This window comes from Ohtaekwangia sp., assembly GCF_036568665.1.
In the GTDB taxonomy this organism is placed as follows: Bacteria; Bacteroidota; Bacteroidia; order Cytophagales; family Cyclobacteriaceae; genus Ohtaekwangia.
The window spans coordinates 1-13,726 of record NZ_DATCSD010000163.1; the positions used below are offsets into that span (position 1 = coordinate 1).

At 44.6% G+C, this 13,726-nt stretch carries 6 protein-coding genes and 1 pseudogene; 4 read left to right on the plus strand and 3 right to left on the minus strand.

Translation table 11 applies throughout. The features are described from left to right. From VIN08_RS09410 to VIN08_RS09420, 3 genes are all read right to left on the minus strand, one after another. Positions 1-250: hypothetical protein (locus VIN08_RS09410; protein WP_331963638.1), on the minus strand; the 250-nt coding region annotated here is incomplete at its 3' end. Positions 251-760: 510 nt separating this feature from the next. Continuing rightward, a complete protein-coding gene (locus tag VIN08_RS09415) occupies positions 761-3,256 on the minus strand; it encodes an outer membrane beta-barrel protein (RefSeq protein WP_331963641.1) in 2,496 nt (831 codons plus the stop codon). A gap of 244 nt (positions 3,257-3,500) precedes the next feature. Further along, the gene (locus tag VIN08_RS09420; RefSeq protein ID WP_331963644.1) at positions 3,501-7,007 is read right to left on the minus strand and encodes a tail fiber domain-containing protein; all 3,507 of its coding nucleotides are present in this window, start codon (positions 7,005-7,007) and stop codon (positions 3,501-3,503) included. 612 nt (positions 7,008-7,619) lie between these two features. Between VIN08_RS09420 and VIN08_RS09425 the strand changes: the two genes are divergently transcribed. The 4 genes and pseudogenes from VIN08_RS09425 to VIN08_RS09440 form a co-directional block, all read left to right on the plus strand. After that, positions 7,620-10,544 carry a T9SS type A sorting domain-containing protein gene (locus tag VIN08_RS09425; RefSeq protein ID WP_331963647.1) on the plus strand — a complete coding sequence of 975 codons (2,925 nt, stop codon included), beginning with the start codon at positions 7,620-7,622 and terminating at the stop codon, positions 10,542-10,544. Between the two features lie 149 nt (positions 10,545-10,693). Beyond that, complete coding sequence (locus VIN08_RS09430) at positions 10,694-11,788, plus strand: hypothetical protein (protein WP_331963650.1); 1,095 nt, start codon at positions 10,694-10,696, stop codon at positions 11,786-11,788. 87 nt (positions 11,789-11,875) lie between these two features. Beyond that, entirely contained in the window at positions 11,876-12,529 is a 654-nt protein-coding gene (locus VIN08_RS09435; protein ID WP_331963653.1) for a hypothetical protein, read from the plus strand. A 237-nt stretch (positions 12,530-12,766) separates the two neighbouring features. After that, positions 12,767-13,726, plus strand: a pseudogene (locus VIN08_RS09440) (hydrolase); the annotation flags it as partial.

Genomic DNA, 13,726 nt, shown 5'->3' on the forward strand with positions numbered 1-13,726 from the left:
GCCTTGACAACGTTCCGCCTCCCGAGCTTGACCAACCCGCCCCATACCAGGGTTCAACGGCTGCAGTAAGGTTTAGATCAGCGGGATTGTAATAAAGGAATACATTATCCGTAAGATCATGATCGGTCACTGTCCACAATGGAATCTGGATCGAAGGTGAACCGCTGTTCATATCGACAGGGATTTCTCCTTGCGAGAAGGCATTGGCCATCAGGAAATAGAAAAATGCGAAGAGAAGAAACTTCTTCATATATAGATTATTAAGTAAATACTGGTGAAGAGATTAATCAGAAAATAGAAAAGAAATAACAGCTTGTGAGTACGATCGCTGGTAATAGTATAAATGTATACTATTGATTTTTCCAGGTTTGGGGTTAGGTGCTTGCATAGCAGGTGCGGGTGTCTATCAGTAATTCAAATTTATTGATTGGGAAATAAAAACATAATTTTATATCCGATACATCAACGTTTGAGTGACATACAACTGAACAATATTAGGTTTTTATGCTTGACCGGAAAACGATTTAGTACTATAAATTTGAGCTTTATTAGTGTAAAACTAGGCGTCTAACTATGGACAGATCAAGGCTGTATTAATTAATTCAGTATATAGTACATTTTTACTATATCAACTACGGGTATAGCAATCTGGTCAATCAGGAGAAAAGCTGGATATTGAAAAAGTAATAGGTAACGATGTCAGTAAGTATTTTGCGTATGTCGTTAGATTACAGAGATTTATAGCATATATACTATTAGCTTAATTACTAAAATCAATATCCGGGCGATCTACTTTGCGTTCTTTCATTTTGCCGTTGGAGAGTCTTCCGAGCGGGAGTTGTACGGATAGTTTGAAGTAGCGGATCTCTCTGCGATTCATCGTGGACTGATATACTCCGGGTTGATCGTATATAGTTACAAACCTGCGGGAGTTAAAAACATCGTTAATGGAGAAGGTAACGTTCCCTTTGTTCTGAAGTATATTTTTTCGAAGGGCAAAGTCTACACCGTTCACGGCATTTTGATAGCCCTGTAGTCCGGGATTTTTACTTCTTCGCTGGGCACTGGCCTGTGCCGATATACCGGCCGGGAATTTATAGGTGAGATTTACTTTAGCGTTATAGCCTACCATTTCGTTGGAGAGGGTAACGGATTGAAGAATTACTTTGTAAGCATTCAGATTCACTAATATACTCAGAGGCCCTGCAGAGTATATAACTGTATTGTCAAGACCGTATCGTATATCGGCTTTTACGTTTTGATAGGTTGTTACCAGGATAGTAGAGTCTGTCGCCAGTGGAGTTACGATTGGTTTTATGGTATGGTCTTCATATATATAGTAGGCTGTAGGCAGCCATTGCACACTGTGTTCTGATTGCGTACTCCATGTTTTGTTATAGCTGAGTTCTGCTGTGTTAACAAACTCCGGGCGCACTGCAGGGTTACCGATGGTAATGTTCTGCCGGTCGTTGGCTTGTATGCCGACAAACACGTGTCTGAAATTGGGCCGGCCTACTTTTCGGCTCAGACTAAAATTCCATTCAGAATTTTCGTTCACCACCTTGTTGAATGCCAATGATGGAAAGAACGATTGAAACAAATTCTGCCCGGTCCTGGATGGATAATTATACCCGAAAGTACTTCCGTCAAACCGGGAAACACCGTGCAGACTGGATTGCTCCATGCGTAAACCCGCCTGCATATTTACTTTTGGAGAAAGTTGTTTGTTATACAGGGCATACGCTGCATTTACTGTTTCTGTTATGCGTGCATCTTGCGAATAGTCTTGTAGCAGCGTCTCTTCGTTGCCGTGTACTTCATTGAAGAAATATTCCTGGTCGCGTATATAGGTATAGCTGCGCAGGCCAAACTCCCACTTAACAGATTCGTTTACGGGCAATGTATAGTCTAACTGCACCAGTGTTTGATTACCGATGATCCTTCCATCAATACGATTTTGTACCGGGTAACCATCTTGTGAGGTAGAGTCAGTTCCGTTGATGTCGTATGCAGTGGTATACCAATCGCCTGCGTTGGATACACGGTTGTGTGTGCGCGAAGCCATAAAGTGAAGCTCTTTTCCTTTGCGGGCAAATTGATGTTTCCAGTCGAGCTCTATACCGGTATTGGTATAGTCGTTATGCGGTATAGTGCTTCTGCTGCCATAGCTTGTTTCTTCACCGGTTGCATTGCGATAATAGTAGGTCTGATTGCTCACTGTGTTGTATGCTCCGCCTACTATAGTTCCTGCTATAGAGAGTGCATTATTTTTGTCAGCCTGGTAATCGGCTTGTACGCGTCCGCTTTGAAATAAATTATTCAGGCTTATATCTGTGTTCTGGTCGAAGTAACCGCTGGTAGCTCCATCCAGGTCTTTGTTCCTGCGATGTACATAACCAGTGAGTGGATTGCGTGTTGAGTTTAAACTATACAATGTAGTAAGGTTCCATTTTCTTTTTTGCCAATCAAGGTTTAGGGTTGCATCGTAGCGTGAATTGTTTCCTATACCTGCGCTTATCATACCATTATATCCCTGGGCCCGGTTTTTTTTCATTACCAGGTTTACAATTCCTCCGGAGGTGCTGGCATCGTATTTAGCCGAGGGATTGGAAATTACTTCCACACTGGCAATCTGGTTCGCAGGGATCTGTGCCAGGGTAAGCTGTGTGGGCTTGCCATCTATATATATAGTAGTAGGCATATTCCGTAAGCTGGCGGCCCCGGTTTCATCTATGGTTAATGAGGGTACGTTGCGCAGTAATGTTTCGGCAGTGCCACCGAGCGCTGTCATGTTATTGCTTACGTTGAATATTCTTTTATCCGGAGTAACCTGCAGATCTGATTTCTCCGCTACTATTTCCACTTCTTTCAATACCTGCGGCTCTGCCTGCAAGGAGAGTGTGCCTATATTTAGATGTTCGCCTGCATGCAATGTTACAGCGCGATCCAGGGTTTGGTATCCAACAAAGGAAATACGAACGGTAAATATACCAGCAGGTATATGGGCTACGGAAAATTGCCCTGTAACATTGGATTGTGTACCGCTCACTAAACTATCCTTACTATTTATTTTCTGATATACAGCAACGGAAGAAAAAGGAATAGGCTCTCCGGTGGCAACGTCCGTCACAGTTCCATCGACTGTGGCAGCAGACTGTCCGTAACCTGTCTGGTAAAAGATGATTGAAAAAATGAAGAATGAAAAGGTTATTTTTCTATACTGGAAAATCATTTTGAGCCCTTTATTGCAAATCATGCCCCAATCTTAGAGGGTAATTCTGTTTAAATTCTGATGAAATGTAAATGACAGGGTTTGATAGCGGGTCAGGGAGGAAATCAGAAGCAAGAGATAGATGTGCGGTTAATAGGCGTGAGGAAGATGGAAAAAATCTGTTTGATAGGTACCGTCCTGCGACAGATATATACATCATATACCTGCCGACAGGACGGTGAAAAAATGCTGGTTGTAATTATGCAGTATATATTTTCTTATATGTAGTTTAATTTGTTTTGCTACTTTCCAATGAGAGCAGTCGTTTGGCCTGTTCTTCCAGTTGTTTCTTCAACTCTTCAATGAGTGCCTGTTGTTCTTTTACGGCATTGATAAGTACATACGTAATCGCATTGGGATTATAGCTCAGGTAATCGGTGTTGGTGTCATCGTCACGGAATGTACTGATGGTATAGGGGGCAATCTGTTGCATGTCTTGTGCTATAACACCCACATGACTCTTGCCATCATTCGGCATGCCACCTTTGCCATTATACCGGAATGTTACCGGGTTGATTCGTGTAAGTACATTAAGTCCGTCTGTAAACGAAGCTATATCTTTTTTCAGTCTTCTGTCAGAAGGTGTTGTCCAACTTCCTCCTCCTGGTTTTGCAGCATCGTCAGCACCCAGGTGTAACAAGTGTGTGGGGCTGGCTGTACCTATACCTACAAACCCCGCAGAGCTGATGCGCATTCTTTCCAAACCATTGGCGGTGTTGGTTCCCAATACACCACCGGTAGGGTTGGTAAAGAATACAAGATTTCTGGAAGGTGAACCATTGCCAATCTTGAAATCATTTGCGTTGGCATACAGGTATGCGAGATTGGCTCCATTCAAAATATTACTGTTACCATTGGAGTAACCTGCGCTGTTTATACCGAGGTCTACATATACTGAATTTTCTGTTCCGTTATTCGCGGTGGCTACTATATCCGAACTTGCCAGCGCTCCGTTCGAAGAGTTTTGTATGTTCATCTCCAGGAAGTCGTTGATGTTTCCAATCATGCTCAAAGCTGTTTGTGTATCTTCTGCATCGATCAATACTTTCTCATCGGTAACTGTACTTGTACCGATGCCTATACTTCCGGTCGCAGTGATGCGCATTTGCTCAGTGTTGTTAGTAATAAATGGCAAATCAAAATTGGTTGTAGTACCAAAGTTGCGTGCAGCCGCCACGTTGTTCCCATCCAGCGACCAGCTTGTGCTTCCTATAACAGAAGCCGGTGTAACCCAGGTAGGCGCATTACCTGCTCCGTTGGATTGCAGTATATTTCCCGTTGTGCCGGCTGCATTATTCGGCATAAAGGCTCCGCTCAGGCGAAGGTTGCCGGTTACATCAAGCGCTTCTGTAGGCGCTAAATTATTAACACCTACTTTGCCGGTGCCATCAATGCGCAGTCTTTCATTCGCATTGGCAAAGCCACCGGTAAAGAAACGAATCGGTCGCGAAGCGGTGCCATTGCCAATAACAAAGTCATTACCCGTAGCATATAGATAGGCTGTGTTGGTTCCGCCTAATACCGGTAACGAAGTATTGCTATAGCTGCCGGAATTTATACCCATGTCGATATAGTTTACAGACTCTGTACCGTTGTTGGAAGTTGCCACGAGGTCGGAGCTGGCACTGGTGCCTGCGGAGTTGTTCTTTACATTTATCTGCAGGTAATTATCAATACTGCCACGGCCGGTCATTAAATTATAGGAAGTAGTCGTGCCGGCATCTACCAATAATTTTTCACGGTTGGTAGCATCAAATGTACTCGAACCTAAACCTAGACTTCCGGTAGCTGTGAGCCGCATCTTCTCGGTGTTGTTAGTGATGAAAGGAAGATCGAAGTTGGAGGTAGTACCAAAGTTGCGTGCAGCTGCTACACTGTTACCATCCAGCGCCCAGCCTGTTCCACTTACCAATGAAGAAGGCGCTATCCACGTAGGAGCAGTACCCGTACCGTTGGATTGCAATATAAATCCGGATGTGCCGGGAAGATTGTTCGGCATGAATGCACCGCTTAGCCGAAAGTTACCCGTTACATCCAATACTTCGGTGGGAGCGGTGTTTGCTATACCTACTCGTCCGGTACCATCGATACGAAGTCGTTCATTGGCATTGGTGAATCCACCGGTAAAGAAACGTATTGGTCGGGTAGCCGTACCGTTGCCTATAACAAAATCATTTCCGGTACTATAGAGATAAGCCGTATTCGTTCCGCCCAATACCGGTAATGTAGTATTGCTATAGCTGCCGGAATTTATACCCATATCAATATAGTTTACAGACTCTGTACCATTGTTGGAAGTGGCCACCAGGTCGGAGCTGGCACTGGTGCCTGCGGAGTTGTTCTTTACATTTATCTGCAGGTAATTATCAATGCTTCCGCGGCCGGTCATTAAATTATAGGAAGTAGTAGTGCCAGCATCCACCAATAATTTTTCGGGGTTGGTGCCGTCAAATGTACTGGAACCTAATCCTAGACTACCCACAGTAGTAAGACGCATGCGCTCGGTATTGTTGGTAATAAAAGGAAGATCAAAATTAGAAGTAGTACCCAGCGTGCGTAGTGCTGCTACGTTGTTGCCATCGAGCGCCCAACCGGTTCCACTTATAAAAGAAGAAGGGGATATCCACGCAGGTGCATTATCGGTACCGTTAGATTGCAATATAAATCCGGATGTGCCGGGAAGATTGTTCGGCATGAATGCACCGCTTAACCGAAAGTTACCGGTTACATCCAATGCTTCGGTAGGAGCGGAGTTTGCTATACCTACTCGTCCGGTACCATCAATGCGAAGTCGTTCGTTTGCATTGGTAAATCCACCGGTAAAGAAACGTATAGGGCGGGTAGCCGTACCGTTGCCTATAACAAAATCATTTCCGGTGCTATAGAGGTAAGCTGTATTGGCTCCGCCCAACACCGGCAGTGTTGTGTTAGTATAGCCACCGGAATTTATACCCATATCAATATAGTTGGCGGATTCACTGCCATTGTTGGAGGTAGCCACTACATCGGAGCTCGCACTGCCACCGGCAGAATTGTTCCGTACGTTTATCTGGAGATAATTATCAATGCTGCCTTTACCGGTCATTAAATTATAGGACGTTGTTGTGCCGGCATCTACTAATAATTTTTCAGGATTGGTACCATCAAATGTATTGGAGCCTAAACCTAAACCTCCCGCAGTGGTAAGACGCATGCGCTCTATATTGTTAGTGATAAACGGAAGGTCAAAATTAGAAGTAGTACCCAGCGTGCGTTGTGCTGCTACATTGTTGCCATCGAGTGCCCAGCCGGTTCCACTTACAAAAGCAGAGGGCGATATCCACGTGGGCGCATTATCGGTACCGTTGGATTGCAATATATACCCTGAAGTGCCTGCGCTGTTGTTGGGCATCAGTGCACCACTGAAACGCAGATTGCCTGCGGCATCGGCAGCCACTACCAGCAGCCATGCACTGCCACTCCAATAATAATAACCGGGCACTACATTGTTAGGCGCAGTGCCGGCAGTAGCTGTATTATATACTAACAGACTGGTGGCGGGAGATGTAATAGGACCTGCTGCATTGGTAGCGGTTAACGCAACACGTGGAATTAATAGGCCCGAACTGGGCGAAGCAATATCAAGCATGGCAGAGGGTGCGGGTGCGGCTCCTGTAGAATTGATCCCGATATTTTGCGCCAGCGCTACAGAGAACACACCGATGTAGAAGAAAATAACCAATTTGAATTTTTTCATTGCTGGAGGATTTTATTTAATCGTATCTGTACAACTCTTATATATATAGAGGAAGAAATACTTTCGCGTAAAATCAAAAATGCATAGCTATACCGTTGTATCCATCAGGGAAAAGCTGATTTTACAGAGAGCGTATTCATTCCTTATTATTATAGCCAACTAAACAAAAGCAAACCGGAGATCGTAAGTGTTTTTCTTAAGCCATCATTAGGTGTAGAAATGTTTAAACATTTTATATAGTGAAGAAGGCTCAGCTATATATTATTTATATACTTAAAACAAAATAAGAAAAAACGATGAAAGAAACTCATCGCTTATGTATATTGATATGTAATTTCTTTCTGAGTGGGAGAAAACAATTCTGTGAGTAATCCAACCTGTCGAAAGCTGTTTAAACTTTTACAAGCATTTTGATATTGTGAAGTGCTGAATAGCGAGTATGTATCCAAATATAGTCTGTCGCGAATAACCTCTTTTGTCCCGGTAGCGACAGCGTTGTAGTGAAGTATATAGTGTTAGTGATTTTTAATAGAAAGAGAAAATCAAGGATATATGAAAAGTGTAGCTTTTAAATCCGCTTTCTTCTCAAGTCTCATATTCTGGATAGTTTGTGTGTCCTCCATACAAGCGCAGACGAGGCTGGTGCTGAATGGTGCTACGATGAATATCTCACAGGGTGCTTTTCTGGTTATCGAAAACTCAGGCACCAATGCCATTACCCGCAACAGCGGCTATATTATCAGCGAAGGACAGAGCAATGTTATTAAATGGAATATCGGTTCATCAACCGGTACCTATACTATACCGTGGGGATATAATGGCGATTATATACCGGTATCATTTATACCTTCGGGCGCATCCAGCAATGGCTACTTTCTATTGTCAACCTATCATACAACGGATTGGAACAACGCCAATAGTTTACCTGCCGGAGTAACTAATTTTAATGGGGCCGCAGGTGCAGATCAATCAGCCTTTGCTATCGACAGGTTCTGGCAGATCAATACTACTTCGTATTCTACCAGACCAACACTTTCTTCACTCATCTTTACCTATCGCGATGATGAACACAGTGCTCCCGGAAATTCTATTGTTGAAAGTTCGCTTCGCCCCGAGCGATGGAATACGACTCTTACATCTTGGACAGATTACTCTGCCTCCGCCAATATCAATACAACCACAAATACAATTCAGATCAATACACTGAATTTTACAGATCTATACCCGTGGTGGACGCTTACAACTTCTCCGGTAAATCGCTACTGGGTAGCAGCGGCATTATCGAACTGGAACAACCGTTCCAACTGGGCTATAGCTCCCGGAGGGCAGGGCGGTGCCACTGTGCCTTCGAGTGCTGATGTTGTTATTTTTGATGGAGCCAACGATGGCCCGTGTCTGATAGATGTAGATGTATCCATTGCTTCACTCGATGTTCAGTCTGCGTATAGCGGTACCGTTAACCAGGGGTCGCACCCGATGGTTGTAGGCGATAACGCTACATTTTCAGGCGGTGTTTTTCAGGGGGGTTCTGCAGTAGTGCGTGTAATCGGTGATATGGCTATATCCGGCACAGCCTTTACTTCCAGCAGTGATACACTGGATCTGAAAAAGAATTTTTCGTTTGAATCAGGTGCGTTCAATCATAACAACGGCACAGTAAAATTTTCAGGAACAACAGCAGGCTCACCACAGTTGCTGAACGGTTCATCGGTAGCTACCTTCAATCATCTATATATCACCAACACAGCATTGAATGGTGGTGTAAGTATGGAGAGCGATCAGAACCTGCGGGGTATATTAACCATGGCTGCCAATGCACACCTGGATGCAGACGGCTCTGCGGATACAACTATATTTACCTTACTATCTACAGCTGATGATCCGGTAGCCGATGCAGCCATTGCTGCATTACCGGGTGGAGCACAGGTAAACGGACGCGTAACCGTGCAGCGGTATATGACGCTGGAAGGTGCGAGCAACACGCGTATATTCCGATATATAGCTTCGCCTGTGCAGCATGCCACGGTAGCCGATTTTCAGGAGGAGATTCCTGTAACAGGTTCTTTTGCCGGTTCGAGTAAATGCCTGGGATGCCTCACCAATCAATCTATGTTTGCTTACAATGAAACGGTGACCACAGAAGATACCAACAACGATGGTGTGGTAGATTTAAATGACGGATATTATGATTTTCCTTCGGATGCCAATTCAGAAGAGTTTCAGACTGGCAGAGGATACTCTGTGTTTGTTCGCGGAAATATACTTCCCTCAGGATTGTGGGATTTACGGGGCGTTATCAATAGTGGAAATATAGTGCCTGTATCTATACCGGCTTCGTTTACATCTTCCGGAAATATAGCGAACGATGGCTGGAACCTGGTGGGCAATCCATATCCTTCCACGATCGACTGGAACGCTGCTTCCGGCTGGACCAAGACCAATGTAGGCGGCACGATCTATATGCCCGACAACGGAGGCACTACACTACGTTATGCTATCTGGAACGGTGTTACCGGTATAAATGGCGGCTCGCGCTATATTGCTACCGGCCAGGCATTCTGGATAAAGGCATCGGCCAGTCCTACATTGCAGGCAAATGAAAGTGTAAAGGCTCCGGGACAATCAACCGCGTATTTCCGCACACCGGGTGTTGAGGATTTATTACTGGTAAAATTGAAGAATACTACTTTTGAAGATGAGACGGCTATACATTTCCGCGAAGATGCCACAGCCGCATTTGATGATCATGCCGATGCCTGGAAGTTGAAGAACGGTGGCTTTAACCTTTCGTCAGTCATTAAGAGTGGTGAACAACTCGCCATCAACTCGATGCCAGCGTTGCTGTGCGATACACGAGTAAATCTGAGTATAGCGGATGTGCGCCCCGGTAACTATACATTGACGTTCGATAATATAAATTCATTTCCATCCGATGCATCCGTGGCGCTGGAAGATCATTACCTCAACCAGGTAATCCCGGTATCAGCACAGCAGAATAATTATAGCTTCGAAGTAACACGCGAGCCAACGTCCATGGGCAATAAACGCTTTGCGGTTTTGGTGAGCAGAATTGCTCCGGAAGTGGTGATCGAAGAAGAATCCGGTATATTAAAGATCGATTATACCGGTAACATTCAATGGTATAAAAACGGGCAGGTAATAGAAGGTGCTACCGGCACTTCCTATACACCAACGGAGTCGGGCACCTATACAGTATCGGTAGGTATAGGCGATTGTTCTTTATCCGGTTCAAAAGAATTTGTTATTACCGGTATGGAGAACGGCCGCCAGGCGATAAAGATATACCCGGTTCCGGTATCGGATAAACTATATATACAGGTTGATGCCTCACGCCAGCTTACGTCTGTAACGGTGATGAATGTGTTGGGCGATGAGATCGTCTCTGCTGATCTGCAACGCGGAGCTGACAACTTGTATAGCGGAACTGTCGCGATGAAAGATCTTCCCACGGGCACGTATGTCATTCAATTAAAAGGAACAGGCGGTATCGTTTCGATGAAGGTGGTTAAAAAGTAACAAAGAATTGATGTAGGTGTAAAGCTATAGATTACAGTTGTGCAGCAAACACACGGTATAATTACCGGGCCTGAGGCTATACCAGCTTCAGGCTTTTTTATTGGGTTTTCCGAAGGCTTTCTATATTTTTAAGCTATATACTGCTACCTGTGGAAAATACACCTCGCACATCAGCGCTTCTTAAAATTTCAACCTGCCTGGCAGCCGGTATGGCATCCGGTGGTATGCTGGGTATATCCGTAGAATTGTTTTTTCCGAATTGGATACCCTATGAACAGTTGTTGACGAAGCAACATATACTGTGTGCCGTATTGGCGGCTATATATTTTGCTATATGGCATTATTTCGAAAAGAGAGCGGAGCCATCATCGTTTTCATTGCCCGGATACCTGCAGGGTATAGTTCGATGGTGGCTGGCGTTTGGCATCAGCACTTATGGATTTGCCAAGCTGTTGAAGACACAATTTGTAGTGCCGCCCTATACGTATGATACACCTATAGGAGAACTGACGGGCTTTATGCTTACCTGGCATTACTTCGGGTACTCCTATACATTGGCGGTAATCATTGGCATGCTGCAAATAGTGGGGAGTGTATTTCTGTTATTCAGGAGAACGGTGCTCCTGGGGCTGCTCATTCTTCTGCCAGTAATGACCAACATTGTGCTGATCAATATTTTTTACAGCATCACTACCGGAGCACTGGTATATTCTCTTCTCTTTACAACCGGACTGCTTTATCTGTTCTTTCTTGACTGGCCACAGATCAGAAGTGCTATTGCTAATTACCAAAAGAGTCTTTATCCGGTGCGGAGCAAAGGGTGGTTGAAATATACCGTTCGGTGTTTGCCGATATTGCTTTCTTTTTTTGGATTGTATCGTTTGGTAAAGATGGACACAAGCGATAAAATACTCTACGGAACGTACCAGGTGGAAGAGTTTAAACGCAACGGTATAGTAGCCAAGAGCGATGCCTGGCTTACCGATAAATCGGTTTATAGTAAAGTATATTTTTCCAGCTGGGGTGTATGCAGTTTCTCTCCCAATCCATACCGGTATAGCGTCAATGAATGTGCACAGGGGCAATATACTTTTGATGAAGCCACCGGTATACTAAAGATCGGTTTTTATGGTTCGCCCGATTCGGCTATATATCACGTGAGCGACCGCAGCACCTGGCTGATGACGCTGCGCGGAAAATGGCATAGCGATTCGCTGGAACTGAAACTCAGACGCCTGCGATAGCCTTTCTGTAGTTCTTGATTTTTATCAAGCGATGGTTTGCCCGGAGTATTTCATCTTTGTAAAGCATTACTGGACAAACTATACTCTATGTTTATCGGACACTTCGGACTCGGCATGGCAGCAAAGAAAGCTGCTCCCAATGTTTCTCTCGGAACACTCTTTATAGCATTTCAATTTCTTGATCTCGTATGGCCTACGTTACTTTTACTCGGTGTTGAGCAGGTAGTTATACACCCCGAACTCGGTGGCACGCGTACATTTGAATTTACGCATTACCCGATCACGCACAGTTTAGCAATGGTAATTGTGTGGTCGTTACTTTTCGGTAGTATATATTGGTTGGTAAAACGTGATACACGAAGTGCGCTGGTAGTTGGCTTCGGTGTGTTGAGCCATTGGCTGCTGGACCTCATCGTTCACTTTCACGATCTTCCGCTATATCCGGGTAACTCACCGTTTGCCGGCTTTGGACTCTGGGCATCGGTAGCCGGTACGTTGCTGGTAGAGTGCGCTATATTTGTAACCGGAATTATACTATATCTGCGAAGCACAGAATCAACCCGAACAGGACGAATTGTATTCTGGATAATAATTATACTCCTGGCCCTCGTGCAACTCTCCAACTTCTTTGCACCGGCACCGGAGAACGTAAAAGCACTCGCATGGTCGGGGCAGTTTCAATGGTTGTTTGTAGCATTAGCCTATTGGGCAGACGGGAGAAGCTCAAAGCTCAAAGCATAAAGCTAAAAGTAAAAAGCTAAAAGCAGAGGTATTCCACTTTATGCTTTATGCTTTCTACTTTTAGCTTTCACCTAATTCATGTTCTAACGCTTGTTACTGAAGTTACAAAAACGAAACACTGCGGTAAAATTACTGTTGGGTGAAAGATTTACTTTTGTTCGCTGCCGCTTGAATATATAGTGGCAAGCGGTAAATTTAGTTAATCACTTCACTTAAATATTTTAGCTATAACGATCTATGAATTTTACCAAAAGACAAGTCCGTTTCTTTGCGGCAGCTATGGCTGCCGGCATGCTCATCGTTGGTTGCAGCGACAACCTGTTACAGGAAAATTCCGGTGCAGTAGTATCTTCTGATGCGGCACGATCTACTGACGCAACGGCTGCCCTGCTGGCCGTTTCTCTTTCAGAAGGTTTTGAAGTTGGAAGCACCAGTCCTAAAACTGCGTACGATGTTTCTCCTACAGGTTCATCCAGTGGCGACAATGTTACGCTGCAAGGTAAATCGTGGAATATGTATGATGCATTGGTGGGTAACCTGAGTGGCGATCTCAAGTCAGGCTCATGGTCAGCACGCATGCGGAACACCGGTAAAATTACCATGCTCTTTGATGTTACTACGGGTATAAGTACAGTAACCATCAAGCATGGTACATATTCGGGTGATGCAGCGAGTCAGTGGGGATTATGGTATTCTGTAAATGGCGGCAGCAGTTGGACACAGGCTGGCACGAACGTAACCACTACTTCATCGTTACAAACACAAACTTTTACACTCAATATTACAGGTACAGCGCGTTTGGAAATTCGTAAAGCAACAGGCTCTTCCAATCGTATCAACATCGATGATATAACCATCAACGACAATGGCGGTGGTGGCGGTGGTGTTACCGGAAAGAAATTTTTATTCGATGCATCGCACTATGAAAATGCAGGCAGTGCCGATTGGCAGATCGATGCAGACGGAACTGAAAATGTACCGACCTATACCGGAGGCACAACGGTTGAAACAAAAGCACAACGTTATCCTACCCCTTCCTATACCGGTATAACTGCGAGTACATCTGAAACGTATTGGAAAGGTGGTATGTCCGCCTGGGCCGTTGAACTGGTAAAGCGTGGTCACCTTGTTGAATCTTTACCGGTAGGTACAGCCATCACGTATGGCAATGCATCCAATCCACAAGACCTGAGTAAT